Source organism: Stenotrophomonas sp. Steno-C18 (genome assembly GCF_056393195.1).
Map to the genome: position 1 here is coordinate 136,858 of NZ_JBWJOX010000004.1, position 21,859 is coordinate 158,716.

Sequence of the window (21,859 nt, forward strand, 5' to 3'; positions counted from 1 at the left end):
CATGGATTCCCTCAGCCAGATCGTCCTTGGCGGTGCCATCGCCGCCGCCACCACGCCTGCCGCCCACCGTCGTGCCGCCCTGCTGGCAGGTGCGGCGCTGGCCACGTTGCCAGACTTGGATGGGGCGCTGATCTGGGCCTTCACCGACAACCCGGTGAGCCTGATGACCATCCACCGCAGCTTCAGCCACTCGCTGTTCGTGCTGCCGTTGCTGGGCACGCTGATCTGGTGGCTGTTCCGCCGCTACGGCAAGGGCCGGGTGGCCGCCGCGCCGGCGCGCTGGTGGTGGGCGATCGTGCTGGCGCTGGTCACCCATCCGCTGCTGGATGCCTTCACCGTCTACGGCACGCAGCTGTGGTGGCCGCTGGCACCGCCACCGACGATGTGGTCCAGCGTCTTCATCATCGACCCGCTGTACACCGTGTGGTTGCTGCTTGGCTGTACGGTGGCGTGGTTCGCGCGGGCCATGCCGCTGGCGCAGCGGGCACTGGTGCTGGGGTTGGTGCTGAGCACGGGCTACCTGGGTTGGTCGCTGCTGGCCAAGGCGCAGGTCGATCGCGCCGCCGACCAGGCGCTGGCCCGCATGGGGCTGGCCGACGCGCCGCGCTTCTCGGTGCCGATGCCCTTCAATACCGTCCTGTGGCGGGTGGTGGCGATGACCCCGCAGGGCTATGTCGTCGGCGACCGCTCGCTGTGGGCCGACCACGGCCCGATGCAGTTCAGCGGCCATCCGTCGAACGTGCAGGCCCTGCGCCAGGCCGCGGACCTGCCCGCAGTCGCGCGGCTGGCCTGGTTCAACCACGGTTTCATGCGCGCCCAGGTGCAGGACGGCGAGCTGGTGCTCAGTGACCTGCGCATGGGGCTGGAGCCGGACTACAACTTCAACTTCGCCGTGGCCGCGGCCGACGGGGATGGCTGGCGGGGCATCGCCCCGCGCCAGGTGCTGCCGGCCTACCGGCAAGCCGGCAACCGCGGCGTGCTGCGGCAGCGACTGGGGCAGGTGTGGCAGCGGATCTGGCAGGCCCCGCAGGACCGGCCGGCTGCCGCGGGCGTTCAGTAGACCGTGGCCTGGGCCTGCACGTAGGAATAGAAGAACACCGCATTCGGGTCGTTCTGCACCTGGCCGAACTCGCGGCGCATGCCGTCGACCGTGGCCGCGTCGACCTTGCCGGCTTCCAGCAACTGGTCGGCCGCCGACAGCAGCAGCTCCTCCCACAGCGCGAACATCACCTTGCGCCGGGCCGGCTCGCGGTTGTCCAGGTGCACGGTCTTGGTGCGGGTCTGCACGTCGCGGAAGCCGCCGGCCAGCAGCAGGTTGCCCAGCTTGGCGCCGACGAACGGGTCGCCGCCGCTGTCGATCTGGAAGTCGTTGAAGGCCATCCAGTAGCGCCACAGGTTGGGCGAGTACGGGTCCAGCAGGAACGAGGCGTTCATCACCTCGGTCACGTACACCGGCGCGCCGGGGCTGAGCACGCGCCGTACTTCGGCCAGTGCGCGGGCCGGGGAGGGGACGTGTTCGAGCACCCAGCACAGGAACGCACCGTCGAAGCTGCGTGGCTCGAACGGCAGGTCGGTGGCATCGGCACGCTGGAAGCTGCAGCGCTCGCGTAGCCACGGCATCTGCGCCATGTGTTCGTTGGCGGCGGCCAGCTGGCGCTCGTTGAGGTCGATGCCGGTGACCTGCAGGTCCGGGAAGCGGCGCAGCAGGATCTCGGTCTGCGCGCCCACCCCGCTGCCCACTTCGAGCACGTGGCGGGAGTTGCCGAAGTCGATGTCCTGGAAGATGGACGGTTCGAACAGCCGCGCCTGTTTGCGCAGCCGGGCCTGCTCGGTGGCGGAGAAGCCGTGCAGGTAGGGGAAGTCGTTGAGCGTCATGGGTACAGCGCGTTGCAGGGATCAGGAAAGTATCGCCAGTAACCGTTAGCGCGGCGCATGCGCGCTGATGACCAGCGGCTCTGTGCTGGAAACGGGGGGTTATCAGCGGGCCGCGCCAGGGCCTGCCGCCGCTGGCTGGGCCTTGGATCGCAGGTGGCTGCGATATTTGTTCTGAAAATGAAACGATTTATTGGTTAATGGGTAATTGTTCTGAATTTGTCGGCAAATAAAATGGGCCCCGTCAAGCACGGATCGGCAGCCCGCCGGTCTGCTTCCATCTCCAAGAGGATTCGACCGTGTCCAGCCAAGCCATTTCCCTGTTCAAGAAGCGCCGTTCGCAGTACGCCCTGGGCAAGAGCCTGCCGGTGAGCCAGAACGACGTCACCCACCTGATCAAGCAGGCCGTGCGCGAGGCGCCGTCGGCCTTCAACGCGCAGTCCTCGCGTGCGGTGATCCTGTTCGGTGCCGAGAGCCAGAAGTTCTGGGAGCGTGCCAAGGACGAACTGCGCAAGATCGTCCCGGCCGAAGCGTTCGCCGCCACCGAAGGCAAGCTCAACAGCTTCGCCGCCGGCGCCGGCACCGTGCTGTTCTTCGTCGACACCGACGTGGTCAAGGGCCTGCAGGAGCAGTTCGCCCTGTATGCCGACAACTTCCCGGTCTGGGCCGAGCAGTCCAACGGCATGGCGCAGTTCGCGGTCTGGACCGCGCTGGCCGATGCCGACATCGGTGCCAGCCTGCAGCATTACAACCCGCTGGTGGACCAGGGCGTGCGTGAAGCCTGGGGCGTGCCGGCCCATTGGACCCTGCGCGCGCAGATGCCGTTCGGTTCCAACGAGGCCCCGCACGGCGAAAAGACCTACATGGAAGACGAAGCCCGCTTCAAGGTGTTCGGCTGATCCTCGTCGGCACGACGCTCTCCCCCACGCGTTGATGCAAGCCGGATGGCCCGCCAGTTCGCTGGCGGGCTTTTCCATGGACGTGCATTAGGGCTCGCGCCGGCCGTTTGACGGCCCGCTAACCGTTGCCTTGCCAGCATTGCCGGCCTGCACGCACCACTGCACGCTGCCGCGCACCATCGCGGCGGTGTCGATCCGAACCCGGGAGACTCCATGAAGCTCAAGACGAACCCCCAACACCTGCTGCCGGTTGCCCTGTTGCTGGCCACGGCCCTGCTGGCGGCCTGTGACCGGAATGCGCCGGCCACGGCGGATGCCCCACAGGTCCCGGCGGTGGCCGCCGGGGAAACGGTGACGCCTGCGCCGGCGCCCTTGTCGGTGGAGGTGTTCAACCCGGGCGAGCGCGCCATCTTCGCGGTGTCCTCCGAACTGGTCAGTGGCGCGCGCGAGGCCATCCTGGTCGATGCGCAGTTCTCCACCGCCGAGGCCGCCCAACTGGTGGAGAAGATCAAGGCGTCCGGCAAGCAGCTGACCACCATCTACATCAGCCACGGCGACCCGGACTTCTATTTCGGCCTGTCCACGCTGCATGCCGCATTCCCGGACGCGCGGATCGTCGCCACGCCGCAGACGGTGGCGCACATCCAGGCGACCAAGGACGCCAAGCTGAAGGTGTGGGGGCCACAACTCGGCGCGAACGCGCCGGCCGAGCTGCTGGTGCCGACGCCGCTGCAGGGCGACACGCTGACGCTGGAAGGGCAGGCGCTGAAGGTCATCGGCCTGGAGGGTCCCAGCCCCGAGCGCACCGCGCTGTGGGTGCCGTCGATCCGCACGGTGATGGGCGGCGTGCTGGTGGATGCCGGGCAACATGTGTTCATGGCCGATACGCAGACGCCGCAGTCGCACCAGGACTGGCTGGCCGCGCTGGAGCGCATCGCCGCGTTGCAGCCGGCGCGCGTGATCCCCGGCCACTACGCCGAAGGCGCGCCGCAGGACCTAGCCGCGGTGACGTTCACCGCCGACTACATCCGTGCCTTCGACGAGGAGGCCGCCAAGGCGAAGGATGCTGCGCAATTGGTCGAGGCCATGCAGAAGCGCTATCCGTCCCTGAAGGGCGCCGACTCGCTGGTGCTCAGTGCCAAGGTGGCCAAGGGTGAGATGGAGTGGAAGTAATCGCCGTCGCGCCGTGATGATTTGAGATCCACGGCGCCGCCGGCAACGCGTGCATCGGCGCCGGTATGACTTCCGGCGCTGTCGGCACCCCTGGGCGAAGCGGATGATCGGCGCACTGTCGTTCATCCCTTTGTTTCTTCCGTCCAGGAGAAGACTTGATGCGTTGCTCCCTTGCTGCAGCCATTGCGGTGGCGTTGGCCACTGTTGCCGTTCCTTCGTTCGCGCAGGTCGCTCCCTCGGCGCCGGGCGTCGCCGAGATCACCACCCAGCTGCCGCGCACGGCCAAGCCGCTGCACTACCGGGTGGAGATCACCCCGCATGCGGAGCAGATGCGTTTCGACGGCAAGGTGAGCATCGACATCGAGGTGTTGTCGGCCACCGACCGCATCGTGCTGCAGGCCGCTGCGCTGGAGTTCGGCGACAGCCGCCTCAGTGATGGCGGCAAGGGCCAGCCGCTGGTCGCCAAGGTCAGCGTCGATGCCGACAACCAGACCGCCACCTTCGCCTTCGACAAGCCGCTGGCACCGGGGCGCTACACGCTGAGCACCGCGTACCGCGGCACCATCAATACCCAGGCCAACGGGCTGTTCGCGCTGGATTACCCGACCGACTCGGGCAAGAAGCGCGCGCTGTTCACCCAATTCGAGAACTCCGATGCGCGGCGCTTCATCCCCTCGTGGGACGAGCCGGGGTTCAAGGCCACCTTCGACCTGACCCTCAATGTGCCCAGCGCGCAGATGGCGGTGAGCAACATGCCGGCCACCGCCACCCGCGAGCTGGGCAACGGGCTCAAGCAGGTGGTCTTCCAGACCACGCCGAAGATGTCGACCTACCTGCTCTTCATGTCGGCCGGCGAGTTCGAGCGCAGCGCCGTCACCGCCGACAACGGCACCGAGATCGGCGTGGTGGTGCCGGCCGGCAAGCTGTCGCAGGCGCAGTTCGCGCTGGACGCCAGCCGTGACGTGATCGCCGAGTACAACGACTACTTCGGCGTGCCGTATCCGCTGCCCAAGCTCGACAACGTGGCCGCGCCGGGCGGCAGCCAGTTCTTCAGCGCGATGGAGAACTGGGGCGCGATCTTCACCTTCGAATACGCGCTGTTGCTGGACCCGGCGGTTTCCAGCGTCTCGGACAAGCAGGCGGTCTTCAGCATCGCCGCGCATGAGATCGCGCACCAGTGGTTCGGCAACCTGGTGACCATGGCGTGGTGGGACGACCTGTGGCTCAACGAAGGCTTCGCCACCTGGATGGAAGGCCGCACCACCCGCAAGCTGCACCCGGAGTGGGACCTGAACAACGTCGACGCGGCCATGACCAGCCGTGGTGCGATGGGGCGCGATGCGATGGCGACCACGCATCCGATCGTGCAGCACGTGGCCACCGTGGAGCAGGCCAGCCAGGCCTTCGACGGCATCACCTACGGCAAGGGCGCGGCGGTGATCAGCATGTTCGAGGACTACGTGGGCAGCGACGCATGGCGCGATGGTGTGCGCAGCTACGTGCGCGCGCATGCCTACGGCAATGCGGTCACCGATGACCTCTGGCGCGAGATCGCCAAGGCGGCGCCGGACAAGCAGTTCATCGAAGTGGCACACGATTTCACCCTGCAGCCGGGCATCCCGCTGATCCGCAGCGCCAGCGCCTGCATCGACGGCAAGACCCGGGTGACGCTGCAGCAGGGCGAATACACCATCGACCGCAAGGACAAGCAGCCGTTGCGCTGGCGCGTGCCGGTGACCGTGCGCGGCGCCGACGGCAAGGACGTGCGTACCCTGGTCGACGGCAGCGCCACCGTCGACCTGCCGGGCTGCGCCGGGCCGGTACTGGTCAACGCCGGGCAGAAGGGCTACTACCGCACGCTGTACTCGCCGGAGCAGTTCAAGGCATTGAGCGATGGCTTCGAGCGCCTGCCGGTGGTCGACCAGCTCGGGGTGATGATGGATGCCAGCGCGCTGGCAGCCGTCGGCCTGCAGCCGGAGGCCGATACGCTGGACCTCACCGCCAAGGTGGCCGGCGATGCGCCGCCGGACCTGTGGCAGCGCGTGTCGCGCACGCTGGGTGGGCTGGACGACCTGTTCGAAGGTGATGCCACGCGCCAGGCGGCATTCCGCAAGTACGCCTACGCCCGTCTGGAGCCGGTGCTGGCCTCGCTGGGCTGGGATGACCGGGACGGCGAATCGGCGCAGACGCGCCAGCTGCGCGGCGGCCTGATCGCCATGCTCGGCGCGATGGACGACCCGCAGGTGATCGCCGAAGCGCGCCGCCGCTTCGCCGCCTTCCTGGCCAAGCCCGAATCGCTGTCGCCGGAGTTGCGCCGCACCGTGCTGGGCGTGGTCGCACGACACGCCGATGCCGCGACCTGGGAGCAGTTGCATGCCCTGGCGAAGAAGGAGACGTCCTCGATGGTGCGCGACCAGTACTACCACCTGCTGGCGCAGAGCAAGGACGTGACGCTGGCACAGCGTGCGCTGGACATGGCCTTGACCGAAGAGCCGGGCGCGACCAACGGTGCCGGCATGATCGGCGGCGTGTCGCGCGAGCACCCGGACCTGGCCTTCGACTTCGCGGTGGCCAACCGCGAGAAGGTGGAGACGCTGGTGGACGGTACCTCGCGGGCAGGCTACTTCCCGCAGCTGGGGGCCTCGGCCGACAACCTGCAGATGGTCGACAAGATCAACGCCTTCGCCGACAAGTACATCGCCGCCACCTCGCGCCGCGATGCGGAGACGGTGATCGCCGGTATCCAGACGCGGGTGAAGCTGCGCGCCGAGCGCAAGCCACAGGTGGATGCCTGGTTGCGGAAGAACGGGTACTGAGGCGCTTTGGGGAGGCTGCCCTCACCCCAACCCCTCTCCCGCAGGCGGGAGAGGGGCTCAGTTCCCTGCAGGTTGAAGCATTGCTGGCAATTGCCGCTTTAAAGCCCCTCTCCCGCCTGCGGGAGAGGGGTTGGGGTGAGGGCGGCTTCTAGCTCTCAGCCCCCAGCGCCCAAACAAAAAGCCAGCCGGTTTGCACCGGCTGGCTTTGTCACATCAAGCCAACGCAGAAGCCGATCAGGCTTCCACGTCTTCCTTGTACGCATCCACCGGGATGCAGGCACACATGATGTTCTTGTCGCCGTACACGTTGTCCACGCGTGCCACCGGCGGCCAGTACTTCTGCAGCTTCAGCGACGGCAGCGGGAAGGCGGCCAGTTCGCGCGGATAGGCGTGGGTCCACTCGCTGGCCGACACCGCGCCGGCGGTGTGCGGGGCGTGCTTGAGCGGGTTGTCCTCGCGGTCCAGGCGACCGTCCTCGATGGCCTGGATCTCCTCGCGGATCTGGATCATCGCGTCGATGAAACGGTCCAGCTCGTGCTGCGATTCGCTCTCGGTCGGCTCCACCATCAGCGTGCCGGCGACCGGGAAGCTCAGGGTCGGGGCGTGGAAGCCGAAGTCGATCAGGCGCTTGGCCACGTCCTCGGCGCCGATGCCGGAGGTCTTCTCCAGCGGACGCACGTCCAGGATGCACTCGTGTGCCACCAGGCCGTTGCGGCCGGTGTACAGCGTCTTGTAGTGCGGGGCCAGGCGCTTGGCGATGTAGTTGGCATTGAGCAGTGCCACCTGGGTGGCCTTGCGCAGGCCGGCGGTGCCCATCAGGGTGATGTACATCCAGCTGATCGGCAGGATCGAGGCGCTGCCGAAGCTGGCCGCGCTGACCATGCCGACCGGGCCGTTGTCACCGAGCTTGCCCGGCAGGAACGGGGCAAGGTGCGACTTGACCGCGCACGGGCCCACGCCCGGGCCGCCGCCGCCGTGCGGGATGCAGAAGGTCTTGTGCAGGTTCAGGTGCGACACGTCCGAGCCCCACTTGCCGGGCTTGGCCACGCCGACCAGGGCGTTCATGTTGGCGCCGTCGGTGTACACCTGACCGCCATGCTGGTGGATGATCTGGCAGATCTCGACCACCTCTTCCTCGAACACGCCGTGCGTGGACGGGTAGGTCATCATGATCGCGGCCAGGCGGTCGCTGTACTTCTCGGCGTTGCGGCGGATGTCCTCGACGTCGACGTTGCCGTTGGCATCGGTTTTGGTGACGACGACGGTCATGCCGCACATCTGCGCCGAGGCCGGGTTGGTGCCGTGCGCCGAATCCGGGATCAGGCAGATGTCGCGATGGCCTTCGCCGCGCGAGCGGTGGTAGGCGCGGATCGCCAGCAGGCCGGCGTATTCGCCCTGCGCGCCGGAGTTCGGCTGCAGGCTCACCGCGTCGTAGCCGGTACATTCGACCAGCATCGCTTCCAGCCCGTCGATCAGTTCCTTGTAGCCCTGCGCCTGGTCGGCCGGTGCCAGCGGGTGGATGTTGGCGAACTCCGGCCAGGTCACCGGGATCATCTCGGCGGTGGCGTTGAGCTTCATGGTGCAGCTGCCCAGCGGGATCATGGTGCGATCCATCGCCAGGTCCTTGTCGGCCAGCGAGCGCAGGTAGCGCAGCATCTCGTGCTCGCTGTGGTGCGTGTTGAACACCGGGTGGGTCAGGAACGCACTGGTGCGCAGCAGACCCTTGGGCAGGGCATCGGCGGTGGCGGCGTCCAGTGCATCCACGTCGACCGTGGCACCAAACAGCTGGCCCAGCGCGACGATGTCGGCGCGGGTGGCGGTTTCGTCCAAGCTGATGCTGACCGCGCCGGCATCGATCACGCGCACGTTGATGCCCGCGGCCACGGCCTTGGCCTGTACCGCCGCGGCGTCGACGCCGGTGACGTGCAGGGTATCGAAGAAGTCATTGCCCACAGCAACACCGGCCGTGCGCAGCGCGCTGGCCAGGATCGCGGCCAGGCGGTGGGTGCGGCGGGCGATGCGCAGCAGGCCTTCCGGGCCGTGGTAGACGGCGTACATCGAGGCCATCACCGCCAGCAGCACCTGCGCGGTGCAGATGTTGGAGGTGGCCTTCTCGCGGCGGATGTGCTGCTCACGGGTCTGCAGGGTGAGGCGGTAGGCCGGCTTGCCTTCGGCATCGACCGACACGCCGATCAGGCGACCCGGCATCGAGCGCTTGTAGGCGTCACGGCAGGCCATGAACGCCGCATGCGGGCCACCGAAGCCGAACGGCACGCCGAAACGCTGGCTGTTGCCGATGGCGATGTCCGCGCCCCATTCACCGGGAGCGGCGATCAGGGTCAGCGCGAGCAGGTCGGTGGCCACGGCGACCAGGCCCTGGCGGGCGTGGATGGCCTCGACCAGCGCCTTGTGGTCACCGATGTGGCCGGTGGTGTCCGGGTACTGCAGCAGCACGCCGAACACGTCGGCGGTCATGGCTTCGGCCGGGGTGCCGACCTGCAGCTCGATGCCCATCGGCTCGGCGCGGGTGCGCAGCAGTTCCAGCGTCTGCGGGTGCACGGCGTCGTGCACGAAGAACACCTTGGACCTGGACTTGGCCGAACGCTTGGCCAGGGTCATCGCCTCGGCGGCAGCGGTGGCTTCGTCCAGCAGCGAGGCGTTGGCGATCTCCATGCCGGTCAGGTCGGCGACCAGGGTCTGGAAGTTGATCAGCGCTTCCATGCGACCCTGCGAGATCTCCGCCTGGTACGGGGTGTAGGCGGTGTACCAGGCCGGGTTCTCCAGGATGTTGCGCAGGATCACGTTCGGCGTGTGGGTGCCGTAGTAGCCCTGGCCGATGAAGCTGCGCAGCACCTTGTTCTTGCCGGCGATGGCGCGGATCTTGGCCAGCGCCTCGACCTCGGTGAGCGATTCGGGCAGCGCCAGCGGTGCCGGCGACTTGATCGAGCCCGGCACGATGGCGTCGGTCAGGGCTTCAAGCGAATCATGGCCAACGGTGCGCAGCATCTGCGCGATTTCGGCATCGTTGGGGCCGATGTGGCGGTCGACGAACGCGGAGGAGTGTTCGAGTTCGCGCAGCGAAGGGGTGTTCTGGGTCATGGCTGACGTCCGGAGAAGGCATGCAGGGCTGGGGCGGTGAGCCAGGCAAGCACCGGTACGGCCCTGCTGCCGCGCAGGCGGCATCACGGCCGGCAAGCCGGTGGCTTGCCTCGCGCCCCTCTGTCCTTTTGCCTGAGAGTTTGGAAGCAACGCGACGAGGATCGTGTGCTTCGTGCCCCTTCGGCGCCGGATTGAACCGGTCTCTCCAGAGTTTTGGTGCAGGTGGTATCGGGCCTGAGCGATTTACGGGCGTTTGCGCCTTCGGCAGCGGGGTCAGCCGCTTCTCCCACCGTGTTCGTACAGCTGGCCGATTATAGCCCGGGGCAGACCTGCGCACCGGCTTGGATTACCATTCCGTTCCCGGCCCGAGGATCGCGCGTTGCACGCGGTGGGCGGGGAGGCCGGTACCGCGGGCTGACGCGGGTTCATGTCCGGATAAACAGGCGCGATATGGCCGCGCGGCGTTACCGTGTCCGGCCCTGTTCATTTTCCCTCCCGCACCGGTGTGCCTGCCGGTGCCGATGCACGTTGTTCCACAGGAAGCCATGAAAGCAAGCAAGCAGGTTTCGCTGCGACGGATCGCCGCACTGGTGGCCGGGTTGTCGATGTTCGGCCCGTTCGCCATCGACGCGGTGTTCCCCGCGTTCCCGCAGATCGGCGCGCAGATGGGCGCCGACAAACTGGCCATGCAGCAGGTCATCAGCGTCTACCTGCTCACCTATGCGCTGATGAGCCTGGTCCACGGCGCGCTGTCCGATGCGCTGGGCCGCAAGCGGGTGATCATCGGTGGGCTGGTGGTGTTCATCCTGGCCTCGATCGGCTGCGCGCTGTCGCGCGACATGGGCTCGCTGCTGCTGTTCCGCGGCCTGCAGGGCCTGTCCGCCGGCGTGGGCTACATCATCGGCCGGGCGGTCATCCGTGACCTGTACGACGGCGACGACGCCCAGCGGCTGATGAGCCAGGTGTCGATGATCTTTTCCATCGCCCCGGCCATCGCCCCGATCATCGGTGGCTGGCTGCTGGGCTGGAGCCATTGGCAGGGCATCTTCTGGTTCCTGGTGGCGTTCTCCACGCTGCTGCTGGTGGTTACCTGCCTGTGGCTGCCGGAAACCCACCCGCCGCAGGCCCGGCTGAGCCTGCGCCCGGCACGGCTGGCCCAGGATTACTGGAGCATCGCGGTCAACCCGCGCTTCCTGCGCCTGGCCCTGGCCGGCTCGCTGGGCTTTGGCGGGCTGTTCCTGTACATCGCCTCGGCACCGGCCTTCATCCTGGACCTGCTGCACCTGAACGAGCAGCAGTTCGCCTGGTTGTTCATCCCGACCATCGGCGGCATGGCGCTGGGCGCCTATGCCTCCGGCCGCGCGGCCGGGCGCATCGCCGGCGCGCGCGCGGTGCGGATCGGCTATGCGTTCATGGCGGTGGCGGCGGTCTACAACATCGCCTACAACGCGTTGGCCCCGCAGATGAGCGTGCCGTGGGCGGTGCTGGCGCTGACCCTCAATTCGTTCGGCGTGGCGCTGATCTTCCCGATCCTGAGCCTGGCGATCCTGGACATGTACCCGCGCCAGCGCGGCACGGCCTCCTCGATGCAGGCCTTCAGCACGCTGGTGACCAATGCGGTCATCGCCGGCGTGCTGTCGCCGCTGCTCAGCCGCAGTGGCCTGAGCCTGGCCATCGGCGCGGCGTTGTTCGCGCTGGGTAGCGGGCTGATGTGGAAGTGGGAGCGCATCAGCCAGCGCGCCCAACGCAACACCCCGGCGGCCTGATCCATCTTCACCCCCGATCGGGGACACTATCCCTGCCGCCATCAGCGGCGACGGCAAAGAGCACATCACGATGTCGATTCAATCCAAGGGCCGCCGCGAGGCGAAGAAGAAACTGGCCGAGCGCGCCCGCAACCAGGCCGAGGCCAACCCGGCACCGAAGGCCAAGGTCGAGCCGCACGCCGAACTGCGTGACCAGCAGCGCAGCCTGCTGGCGGGCATCGTCCGCCGCGACGGCGAGTGGGTGCTGGGCATGGACGGCAAGATCGCCGGGGAGACCACCAGCGCCGCACGCGTGCTGGCGCTGATCATGCAGGCCGCCGAATGGCACGAGAACAACAACACCCCGGTGCGCCTGATGTATTCCGACGCACTGAAGGACGCCGCGCACGCGGAGGTAGCCGAGCAGGGTATCGATTTCGACACCTACAAGCGCAACCTGGCCGGTGAGCTGGGCGTGGGCGCGAAGAGCGCCGCTGGCACGCATTGAGCGTCTGCGGGGAAGTTGCCGGATCAGCGAAGGCGCCCAGGGCGCCTTTGTTGTTTCTGCGGCAGGCGTGTCACCTGGAGCGGCAGGCCCATCCCTTCAAGGTGCAGCGATGTCGCCCCTATGCCTGTGATGTCACATGGGGCGCCGGCATTGCCCGTTGAAGCGGCACGGATGTCGAAAAAAGCGTCAGTCATGCCGCTTCGGATGGCAGGCATCGGGTGGGATGTTCCAGCGATGCCGCGGGAAGTGGCAACGGTGCCGGGAAAAGCGGCAACGATGACGCCATGGGCCCCGATGGCACACCGACCCGGTCGCCAGGGATCCGCAGGAGCGGCCTTCCATCCAGCTGCCTGGCCCGGTAATCAGTCCTCTTCGATCCGCATGCTGCCCAGCACCTGCTCGGCCTTGGCCTGCAGGTTCGGGTCGCGGTGAGCGTCGGTGTAGCGGTGGAAGTAGCGCAGCTCGTAGCCAACATCGGCGTAGCGCGGCGAACCGCAGGACAAGGTGTATTGCTCGGCCCATTGCCGTTGTCCATCGGCGGCGGGTTGCCGCAGCTCAAGCCGCAGGTGGATGCTGGCGCAGCGCTTGTCCGCCGGGTATTCGCTTACCTGCAGGTGGTTGATGGTGGCGACGGGACTGTTGGAGAAGTCCTGCTCCAGCTTGCGCCGGATGTTCTCGATGTAGCCGGAAAGGGGGCTGGTCGGGACATCGGGCCGGGTCATGTAGGCCTCGATCTTCCTGCTGTCGGTGGTCGAGCCCGCGTTCCAGTCGACGCTGAGGTTTCCGCTGCCCCACTTGTCCTGTTTCCAGTCCTTGCCCGCCGGCGGTGTGAACGTGAAGCCGAAGGCGCGATCGCGTTCGGTGTAGCCGACGCGGAGGGGCTCGGTGTGTTGTGCCGCCCATCCGGCCGCAGTCTGCGTGGCGAGCAGGAGGAAAAGCACGGTGCGCGCTGCAGGGGGCATTCGGGTCTCCAGGAGTAGGCGGGCAAGATGTTCATGCCAATGCGGGCTGTCAATGTCGGGCCGGTGGAGCCTGGCCCGCATCCGCATGATCTCCGTCATGCGCCTGACCGTGGATGAACGAAGGGCGCCGAAACGGCGCCCTTCGTGGTCAACCCGGTCCGTCGTGTTTACGGCGTGCTCGTCGGTGCGGCGACGGCTGCCGGCGGTGCTGCCGTCCAGCCGCACATCTGGCCTTCGTTCTGCTGCTTCAGCCATTCCTGCAGCGGGGCGAAGTATTCCAGCATCGGGCCGGCGTCGAGCTTGTCGTTGCCGGTCAGCTCCTTGAGCGTGGCCTGCCACGGCTGGCTGGAGCCCTTGCTCAGCATCGCCCAGAACTTCTGGCCGGCTTCCTTGTTGCCATAGAAGCTGCACTCGTTGAGCGGGCCGGTGTAACCGGACGCATCGCACAGGCCCTTGTAGAACTGGTACTGCAGGATGCGCGCCAGGAAGTAGCGCAGGTACGGGGTGTTGCCCGGCACGTGGTACTTGGCGCCGGCGTCGAAGAACTCCTCGCCGCGTGCGCTGGCCGGGGCCACGCCCTGGTACTGGGCCTTCAGTTCCCACCACTTCTGGTTGTACTGGTCCGGCTTGATCGAACCGTCGAACACGCCCCAGCGCCAGCGGTCGATCATCAGGCCGAACGGCAGGAATGACACGCCGGACATGGCCATGCGCATCTGCGCGTTGATGGTGGCCTCGCGGCTTTCCTGCTGCGCACCGACCAGACCGATCGAGTTCAGGTACTTCGGCGTCATCGCCAGCACGATGGTGTCACCGATGGCCTCGTGGAAGCCGTCGTTGGCACCGCCCTGGAACAGCGGCGGCAGCGGGTTGTAGGCCAGGTCGTAATAGATGTGGCCCAGCTCGTGGTAGATGGTGGTGAAGTTTTCCTCGGTCGGGGTGATGCACATCTTGGTGCGCACGTCCGGGCCGACATCCTTGCCGTCACCGCCCATGTTCATGTCCCAGGCGCTGGCGTGGCAGACCACGTTGCGGTCCATCGGCTTGATGAACTGGGTGTTCTGCCAGTAGCTCTCCGGCAGCTTGGGCATGCCCAGCGACACGTAGAAATCCTGCGCGCGCTCGGTCATCTGCCGGGCGGTGGCCAGCTCCGCGTCACGCTGTGCCTTGAAGCGGCTCGCCGGGTCGCTGCCACCGGCCTTGGCCAGGGCGGCGCTGAGGTTGGTCTGGTACTGCTTTTCCAGCGCGGCGGTGATGTCCAAGCTGCCCGCGTTCGGGTACGGCGCGGTCATGTCCCACAGGTTGCTCCAATCCTGCTGCCACATGTTGCCGGTCAGGTGCGCGGCGATCATGCCGCCGCCAACTTCCGCCTTGTCCTTGCCGTATTCCTTGTCCAGCTTGGCGCGGGTATAGCAATGCACCTGCTCGTACAGCGGCTTGACCTGCTCCCACAGGCGATCGGTTTCCGGGCCAACCTGGTCGGCCGGCATGTCGTAGCCGCTGCGCCACATCTGGCCAGCATCGGTATAGCCCAGTTCGCGGGCGCCTTCGTTGACCAGTTCGACGAAGCGCTGGTAGTTGGCGCGCGACGGCACGGCGGTGGACTGCCAGCCCTGCCAGGCATCGAGCTGCTTGTCGTAGTCGCGCGAGGTGGCCAGTACCTTCTCCAGGTCACCCAGCTGGCGGCAGTTGCGGCTGTCGCCTTCGCCCACGCAGTAGGTGCCGGCGCCGTAGTCGCCTTCCAGCTTGGTGGCGATGGCCGCCAGCTCGGCCAGCTTCTGCGGGTCACGCGGGGCGGGCATCGAGGTCATCAGCTTGAGCAGGCTGATCGCGCGGGCGGTGTCGGCGCTCATCGGCTGGCCCTCGTACTTGCCGGCCTGCTCGATCCAGCCGTTGAGGGTGGTCAGCCAGCGTTCGTTGGCCTTGGCGGCCACGCGCGCGGAGTCGTCGTTGATGTAGGTGGACGACAGCCACTGCGCCGAGGTCATCTCCGGGTACATCGCCTTGTACTCGGCGTTGACGCGGGCAATGAACTGGTCGGCGCTTTCGGCCGGTGCGGCGGCGCTGGTGGCCGGCTTGGCGGCCTCCGGTGTGCCTTCCTTCTTGCAGGCAGCCAACGAGAGCACGGCCACGCCCACGGCGGCGGCCAGCAACAGATGACGATGTTTCACGGAAATCCCCGGTAATGGTTGCGAATACCGGCGAAGGCTAGTGGGGCGGGGCGGGCCCTGCAAGTGGACCAGGTCAGGGAGGGGGCGCGGCCGGAGCGGCCTCGGCCGCGAAGCCGGGATTCCGGCAGCCTCCTGGCTTTGGCAGGGCGCGGGGTCATCGGCCCCGCGCCGGAAGGCGCTCCTACGACGGAGTCGTGCAATCGGCGAACAGGTCGCGGCTGCGGTCGTACACCGAGGTCCGCACCTGCATCAGCCCCAGCACCGAGGGGAACAGGTTGTCCTGGTCGGCGCGCTGCTGGGTGCGTTGGCGCAGGCACTGCAGGTCCAGCCCGCGGTCGGCGGCGAAGCCGGGCGAGAACCACATCAGCAACGGCACCCGGGTCTGCTCCTCCGGCGCGATGGCATAGGGCATGCCGTGCAGGTACAGGCCTTTCTCGCCGAGGGATTCGCCATGGTCGGAGAGGTAGATCATGGCGGTGTCGTAGTCGCCCATCTCGCGCAGGCTGGCGATGGTGCGGCTCAGGAAATGGTCGGTGTAGCGGATCGCGTTGTCATAGCTGTTGACGATCTGTTCGCGGCTGCACTTGCCCAGGTCGGCCGTGTCGCAGGTCGGGGCGAACTGGCGGAACTGCGCCGGATAGCGCTCGAAGTAGCTGGGGCCGTGGTTGCCCAGCTGGTGCAGCACCACCACGCGGTCGCCCGGCTTGGCGCGGACCTGCGCGGCCAGGTCGTTGATCAGGATCTCGTCCATGCAGCGGCCGTTGGCGCACAGCCCGGGCAGGGTGGCATCGTCCAGCCGTTCGATCTGCAGGCCATCGCATACGCCCTTGCAGCCGGACTGGTTGTCGCGCCACAGGGTGCTGATGCCGGCATGCTCGAGTACGTGCAGCAACGACTGGTGGTTGCGGATGGCCTTCTCGTCGTAGTCGTGGCGGCCGTAGGGCGAGAACATGCAGGGCAGCGAGACTTCGGTGCTGCTGCCGCAGGCATGCATGTCGGGGAAGTTGATCGCGCCGGTCTGCGCCAGTTCCGGCGTGGTCTGGCGGGCGTAGCCGTTCAGGCCCCAGTTCTGGGCACGCACGGTTTCACCGACCACCAGTACCAGCAGGCGTGGCTTGCTGCCCGCCGCGCGCGGCGTGGCCTGGGCATCGGTGCCGATCGGTTGCTTCGGTTGGTGCTTGATCGGGCTGGCACTGGACAGGTTCTGCTTCAGCGCGATCAGGTAGTTCACCGGCGTGGCCAGGTAGCGCACTTCGCGGTGGTTGCGCATCAGCGAGGAGATGTTCTGGAAGGACGCCATCGCACCGGCGGCGGTGACCAGCACCACGCCAAGCAGGAACACGCCGCGCCACAGGAAGGTGCGGCCAAGGCTGCGCCTGCGGATGCGCAGCCGCCACAGCAGAGCGGTGGGCAGCACGCCGTAGCCGAGCAAGGGCAGGATCAATGCCGCGGTCATCAGCTCGCCGGACTCCTTGTGGTCGGTGGCAAGCACGTTGCGCAGCATGTCCGCGTCCAGGTACACGTTGAAGCTGCTCATGTAGTGCACCGCGAACGCGGTGGTGATGAACAGCACGCTCAGCAGCACCTTGGCGTTCCAGCGCCACACCAGCAGTCCGAACAGCAATGCATGCACGCCGACCAGCAGGGTGAACAGGGACAACGCGAACAGGCCGTTGCCCGGGTTGGTGGCCATGGCGTTGCGCCAGAACAGGCCATTGCACAGCACGGCGAAGAAGATGCTGGACAGCAGGATCAAGGCTTCGCTGCTGATCTCCGGGCGCCAGTCGCGCAGCGCGCTCCAGGACAGGCGGGAAGCACCGGGGCGGGGCAGGGTGGTGCTCATGCGTGTTCTCCCGGTGCCTTTGGCAGGGTTGCGGTTGCGGTGGACGGGGAGGGCTCGAACATGACCAGGTACAGGCCGACGGCCACGGTCCAGCTGATCGCCAGCGACCACAGGTCATGGGACAGGAAGTGCGCGCCGCGCAGCTGCTGGGTGATGCCGAACACCAAGCCGATCCCCAGCACGGAGAGGGTCGCCGGCCAGCGCCATTGCGGGCGGACCTGCAGCATGAAGAAGTAGATGGCCAGCCAGGCGTAGCCGGCGCTGGCATGACCGGCCGGGAAGCAGGCCGCATGGCCCAGTGAGACCGGGCGCGACTCGAACAGGCCGATGAAGGGGCGCAGCCCGCCGTAGCGTTCCAGGTCCCAGGGGCAGTCCATGTGGGTCCAGCTCTTGAGCAGGGACACCAGTCCACTGGACAGTGCCACCGCCATCAGCAGGTAGGACAGCGGGCGACGCAGTGGCCGCCATGACGCGTTGAGCCAGGTGCGCAGCAGGGCCAGCATGACCAGCGCGGCGGCGAGGAAGCTCAGGTTGCGGCCGCCCTTGTGGACCAGGTGGCTGCTCCACCAGGCGTCCTTCAGTGCCCAGCGGCTGCCCTGCCAGCGATACAGCTGGTCAGCCAGCCATTGGTCGCCGCTGCCGGCCATCAACACGACGCTGGCAAGCAGCAGCACCGCGGCGGGGATCAACAGGGCCCGGGTGGCGAACTCCAGGCGGGCTCCCGGCAGCGCCGGGCGCCACGGGCGGGCAGAAGCGAAGGGGGGCATGGAACAGGCGCACCATCAGGGCTCGATGGGCGCATGCTGTGCCCCGTTCTGTCGGAGACGGGTCGGAGCAATGTCGTAAATATGTGGGAGGTTCAGCGCCGGTCCACGGGCCCGGCGCGTTGCCCACGACGGCTCAGTCGCCGTCGTCCTGGAGTGCCGCGTCGGCATCGTCGACCACGCCGTGCGTGCGCGCCACGCAGTCGGCCTGCAGCGCGGTGCCGGGCAGCAATTGCCAGTTGTTGCGGTTGGCGCTGCCGATGTCGATCACCTGGCTGCGGTCGGCACAGGGGCTCATCACCTTGTCCAGCACGAACAGCCAGCGGCGCTCCGGTGCCTGTGCCACCCAGCGGGCTGCATCTTCCCATTGGCCGGCGACCGGACGCTTGAAGCCGAAGTCGGTGGCCTGCGGCCAGGTCTGCAGCAGGTTCTGCTCGCGCCAGGCCACCATGCCCAGTTCGGCATCGGGGCCGATCCGCTCACGTACCTGGTCCATCACCCGCGACGCGGAACTGTACGGGTCCAGCGCCGGCATCGCGCCCAGGCCATACATGCACCACAGCAGCACCGTGGTCAGGACCACGGCCAGCCCGGCCCGGCGCAGGCGCAGTACCGCGATGACCAGCAGGGTGGCCACGGCAAAGCCGATCAGCCACCACCCCACCTGCGGCAGCACCCACGGGTCGATCGCCCGCTTGACCGCATTGCGCTGCGCCCAGCCATCGCCATGCACGGCACCGTAACCGACCACCAGCGTGGCCAGGGACAGCAGCAGCGCGTACAGCATCAGCACCCAGCGCACGCCGGTGCGACGCAGCAGGCCGGGCAGCAGCGGGGCCGCGGCCACCGCCAGCGCCGGCAGCATCGGCAGGATGTAGACCTCGCGCTTGCCAGGGCTGGCGCTGAAGAACACCAGCACCAGCAGCGCCCAGCCCAGCAGCAGGAGGTAGCGCGGGTCGGCGCGGCGGCAGCGGCGCCACCACGCCGGCACCAGCCACGGGAACAACAGGCTGCCCGGCACCCACAGGGTGAACATCACCTGCAGGTAGTACCAGAACGGCTGGTGGTGGTGCCAGGCGTTGGCATAGCGGGTGCCAGTCTGCTTGAACAGCAGTTCCTTCGCGTAGGACTGCAGGGCCGGGTCGGGGTTCTGCAGCAGCGCGATGCCCAGCGGCGCCAGCCACACGGCGGTACCGGCCAGGAAGGCCGGCAGCAGCAGCCACCACTTCCAGCTGCGGCCGGGGCCGGCCGCCTGCGGGTGCCGCCAGCGCCAGATCACCCACGGGACCAGCATCAACAGCGGCAGGAAGCCCACGCCCTTGGTCACGGTGCCGACCCCGGCGGCAAATGCCGCCAGCGCCAGCGCGCCCCAGCTCGGCCCCAGCAGCAGGTGCCGGACCAGCCCCCACAGCGCCAGCGTGGTCATGCCGACCAGCACCATGTCGATCTGCGCGCGCTTGGCCATCAGGCCGAACTGCAGGGTGACGAACAGCGCCAGCACCGCGTAGCGCGCTACCCGGGGATTCCAAAGGCGGCGTGCCATGTCCCAGGTGAGCCACAGCGTCAGCAGCGCCGCCAGCAGGGACGGCAGCAGGAAGGACAGGTTCCAGCTGCCCAGCAGCTTGTAGGTGCCGGCCTGGATCCACATGAAGGTCGGCGGCTTCTCGGCATACAGCTCGCTGCCGCGATGGGGCAGCAGCCATTGCCCGGTCTCGACCATGTGCCGGGCCGCCAGCACGAAGCGGGGTTCGTCCGGCGGGGTCGGCGAGCGCATGCCCAGGCCGGCCAGCAGGCTGGCGACCACCAGCGCGATGAGGATGGCGAACCAGAGTCGGGTGGAGGATGAGCGGTGGTTGGACGGGCGCACGTGCGGCTCACAGAGGGGTCGGCATGGATGATGGCGCTCCCGACGTAGGAAGCGCGTCGAAATTGTCGCGCGTTTCGACGGCATTCCGACGGCCGGGGCGCTAGGATGATCGCCGAATTGATCCCGGGCCCGGCCGGGGCCGGAGAGGTCCAACGCAATGCGGCTGCTGGTCGTGGAAGACAATCGCAACCTGATCGCCAACCTGTTCGACTACTTCGAGGCCCGCGGGCACGTGCTCGACGTGGCGCCGGACGGGGTGACCGGCCTGCACCTGGCGGCGACCCAGGACTACGACGCGATCCTGCTGGACTGGATGCTGCCGCGCATGGAGGGGCCGGAAGTGCTGCGCCGCCTGCGCGAGGAACACCGCTCCGAAGTGCCGGTGATCATGCTCACCGCCCGCGACGAGCTGCCGGACAAGATCGCCGGCTTCCGTGCCGGGGCGGACGACTACCTGACCAAGCCGTTCGCCCTGCCCGAACTGGAAGTGCGGCTGGATGCGGTGCTGGCGCGGATCAAGGGGCGCAACCCGCGCAAAGTGCTGGAGGTCCACGACCTGCAGCTGGACCTGGGGTCGCTGGAGGCCCGGCGCGACGGGCAGGTGCTGCACCTGTACCCGGCCTGCCGCAAGCTGCTGGAGGTGCTGATGCGCGCCAGCCCGGCAGCGGTCACCCGCGACCAGCTGGAGTACGCCCTGTGGGGCGAGGAACCGCCGGATGGCGACATGCTGCGCTCCCATATCTATGAGCTGCGGCGTGCGGTGGATGGCCCGTTCGCCCAGAAGCTGCTGCATACCCTGCCGCGGGTCGGCTACCGGTTGTCGGCGCCGTCGCCCGGAACCGCTGCATGAGCCGGCGCGCCACGCTGCGGCGCAAGCTGCTGGGTTGGTTGGGGATCTACCTGGCGTTGATCACGCTGGTGGTGTTCAGCGCCGCCAACTACGTGCACGAGCACGCCGAGCATGCGGTCTGGCGCTCCCTGCTGAACACCGAACTGGACAGCGTGCTGGCGCACATGCGCGTGGACCAGAACTACCACTGGCAGGATTCGGACACCCTGCACCTGTTCATCGAGCGTGGTGGCGCGCCCATCCCGGAAAGCATGGCCACGCTGCATCCCGGCCTGCATGACGGTGCGCTGTTTCTGGGCAAGCAGACCGCGGTGATGGTGCGCGATACCTCCGATTACGGACGGGTGATCCTGGCGCTGGACATCACCGACTTCGGTGAGCTGGAGCACTTCATCACCCGCTGGTCGCTGCTGGCTGGCGTGGCGTTGGTCATCGTGACCCTGTTGATGGCATGGCTGGGCGTGGCACGGCTGGTGCGCCCCCTGTCCGCGCTCGCAAGCGACATCGCCGCGCTGCGGCCCGAACAGCGCGGGCAGCGGGTGGCGGTGGACCGGCGCGGTTCGGCCGAGATGGAGGTCATCGCCGGTGCGTTGAACGACTACCTGCAGCGCAACGAGCACTTCGTCGAGCGCGAGCGCGCCTTCATCAGCGCGGCCAGCCATGAGCTGCGCACGCCGGTGGCCGTGATCAGCGGCGCGGCCGAACTGGCGCTGGAACAACCGGAGCTGCCGCCGCGCGCGCGCCAGCAGCTGGAGCGGGTGCGTGGTACCGCGCAGGGCGTGGAGCAGCTGATCCAGTTGCTGCTGGTGCTGGCGCGGGACCCGGCGCGGTTGTCGGCGATGAGCGAGTTGCTGGCGGTGGAGCAGCTGTTGCCGGAAATCATCGAGGACCACCGGCATCTGGCCTACGGCAAGGAGCTGGACATGCAGCTGCACGCGGAGCCCTGCCGGATCATCGCGCCGATGGGCGTGGTGCAGGCGGCGATCGGCAACCTGCTGCGCAATGCGATCGAGAACAGCGACCGCGGCATGATCCGGATAAGCGCTTCGGCGCAGGCGGTGGTGACCATCGAGGACCCCGGTCACGGCATGAGCCCGGAGGAGGTCGCCCAGCTCTACGCGCGGCTGGCCAAGGGCGAGCGCAACCCGGGCTCGGGCATCGGCATGGACCTGATCGCACGCCTGTGCGACCACCTGGGCTGGGAGCTGACCATCCAATCGCAACCCGAGCGCGGCACCCGCGTCACCCTCGACATGGGCAGTTCGTTGCCGCCGGACTCGGCGTAGGCGC

General features: G+C 67.8%; 15 protein-coding genes and 1 riboswitch. Of the genes, 8 read left to right on the forward strand and 7 right to left on the reverse strand.

Going from position 1 to position 21,859, the window contains the following annotated elements:
• Nucleotide 1 precedes the first annotated feature (1 nt).
• Nucleotides 2-1,060 carry a metal-dependent hydrolase gene (locus AC06FE_RS09990; protein WP_478072961.1) on the forward strand — a complete coding sequence of 353 codons (1,059 nt, stop codon included), beginning with the start codon at nucleotides 2-4 and terminating at the stop codon, nucleotides 1,058-1,060.
• On the opposite strand, the gene AC06FE_RS09995 is transcribed toward AC06FE_RS09990, so the two are convergent.
• Nucleotides 1,054-1,875 carry a methyltransferase domain-containing protein gene (locus AC06FE_RS09995; protein WP_192286345.1) on the reverse strand — a complete coding sequence of 274 codons (822 nt, stop codon included), beginning with the start codon at nucleotides 1,873-1,875 and terminating at the stop codon, nucleotides 1,054-1,056. The two genes, AC06FE_RS09990 and AC06FE_RS09995, sit on opposite strands and share 7 nt — an antisense overlap.
• Before the next feature lie 296 nt (nucleotides 1,876-2,171).
• Here AC06FE_RS09995 and AC06FE_RS10000 point away from each other — a divergent pair, with 296 nt between their 5' ends.
• The 3 genes from AC06FE_RS10000 (at nucleotide 2,172) to AC06FE_RS10010 (ending at nucleotide 6,760) form a co-directional block, all read left to right on the forward strand.
• On the forward strand, nucleotides 2,172-2,771 hold the full coding sequence (locus tag AC06FE_RS10000) for a nitroreductase family protein (protein WP_132864558.1): 600 nt from the start codon (nucleotides 2,172-2,174) through the stop codon (nucleotides 2,769-2,771).
• 213 nt (nucleotides 2,772-2,984) lie between these two features.
• Nucleotides 2,985-3,944, forward strand: coding sequence for an MBL fold metallo-hydrolase (locus AC06FE_RS10005; RefSeq protein ID WP_478072962.1), 960 nt, complete (start codon nucleotides 2,985-2,987; stop codon nucleotides 3,942-3,944).
• A gap of 158 nt (nucleotides 3,945-4,102) precedes the next feature.
• On the forward strand, nucleotides 4,103-6,760 hold the full coding sequence (locus AC06FE_RS10010; RefSeq protein WP_478072963.1) for a M1 family metallopeptidase: 2,658 nt from the start codon (nucleotides 4,103-4,105) through the stop codon (nucleotides 6,758-6,760).
• A 234-nt stretch (nucleotides 6,761-6,994) separates the two neighbouring features.
• Here the strand turns inward: AC06FE_RS10010 and gcvP are convergent, their stop codons facing one another.
• Nucleotides 6,995-9,859: an aminomethyl-transferring glycine dehydrogenase gene (gcvP, locus tag AC06FE_RS10015; RefSeq protein WP_478072964.1), complete on the reverse strand. Its 2,865-nt coding sequence runs from the start codon at nucleotides 9,857-9,859 to the stop codon at nucleotides 6,995-6,997.
• A 110-nt stretch (nucleotides 9,860-9,969) separates the two neighbouring features.
• Nucleotides 9,970-10,078, reverse strand: a riboswitch (glycine riboswitch).
• Nucleotides 10,079-10,404: 326 nt separating this feature from the next.
• Here gcvP and AC06FE_RS10020 point away from each other — a divergent pair.
• Both AC06FE_RS10020 and AC06FE_RS10025 read left to right on the forward strand, forming a co-directional pair.
• Nucleotides 10,405-11,625: a multidrug effflux MFS transporter gene (locus AC06FE_RS10020; RefSeq protein ID WP_313255496.1), complete on the forward strand. Its 1,221-nt coding sequence runs from the start codon at nucleotides 10,405-10,407 to the stop codon at nucleotides 11,623-11,625.
• 70 nt (nucleotides 11,626-11,695) lie between these two features.
• Nucleotides 11,696-12,112 carry a hypothetical protein gene (locus AC06FE_RS10025; protein WP_192286340.1) on the forward strand — a complete coding sequence of 139 codons (417 nt, stop codon included), beginning with the start codon at nucleotides 11,696-11,698 and terminating at the stop codon, nucleotides 12,110-12,112.
• 362 nt (nucleotides 12,113-12,474) lie between these two features.
• Here the strand turns inward: AC06FE_RS10025 and AC06FE_RS10030 are convergent, their stop codons facing one another.
• The 5 genes from AC06FE_RS10030 to AC06FE_RS10050 form a co-directional block, all read right to left on the reverse strand.
• Nucleotides 12,475-13,053 carry a hypothetical protein gene (locus tag AC06FE_RS10030; RefSeq protein ID WP_478072965.1) on the reverse strand — a complete coding sequence of 193 codons (579 nt, stop codon included), beginning with the start codon at nucleotides 13,051-13,053 and terminating at the stop codon, nucleotides 12,475-12,477.
• A 188-nt stretch (nucleotides 13,054-13,241) separates the two neighbouring features.
• Nucleotides 13,242-15,245: a M2 family metallopeptidase gene (locus AC06FE_RS10035; protein ID WP_446541191.1), complete on the reverse strand. Its 2,004-nt coding sequence runs from the start codon at nucleotides 15,243-15,245 to the stop codon at nucleotides 13,242-13,244.
• A 181-nt stretch (nucleotides 15,246-15,426) separates the two neighbouring features.
• Nucleotides 15,427-17,088: a phosphoethanolamine transferase gene (locus tag AC06FE_RS10040; RefSeq protein ID WP_192286337.1), complete on the reverse strand. Its 1,662-nt coding sequence runs from the start codon at nucleotides 17,086-17,088 to the stop codon at nucleotides 15,427-15,429.
• Nucleotides 17,085-17,855 (reverse strand): phosphatase PAP2 family protein, encoded by a 771-nt coding sequence (locus AC06FE_RS10045; RefSeq protein WP_478072966.1) that lies wholly within the window; start codon nucleotides 17,853-17,855, stop codon nucleotides 17,085-17,087. Before AC06FE_RS10045 ends, AC06FE_RS10040 begins: the two co-directional genes overlap by 4 nt.
• Before the next feature lie 133 nt (nucleotides 17,856-17,988).
• A complete protein-coding gene (locus tag AC06FE_RS10050; protein ID WP_243694094.1) occupies nucleotides 17,989-19,626 on the reverse strand; it encodes an ArnT family glycosyltransferase in 1,638 nt (545 codons plus the stop codon).
• A gap of 250 nt (nucleotides 19,627-19,876) precedes the next feature.
• On the opposite strand from AC06FE_RS10050, the gene AC06FE_RS10055 reads away from it, so the two are divergent.
• Nucleotides 19,877-20,569, forward strand: a complete 693-nt coding sequence (locus AC06FE_RS10055) for a response regulator transcription factor (protein ID WP_446541188.1) — start codon at nucleotides 19,877-19,879, stop codon at nucleotides 20,567-20,569.
• Complete coding sequence (locus AC06FE_RS10060) at nucleotides 20,566-21,855, forward strand: sensor histidine kinase (RefSeq protein ID WP_478072967.1); 1,290 nt, start codon at nucleotides 20,566-20,568, stop codon at nucleotides 21,853-21,855. Before AC06FE_RS10055 ends, AC06FE_RS10060 begins: the two co-directional genes overlap by 4 nt.
• Nucleotides 21,856-21,859 lie beyond the last annotated feature (4 nt).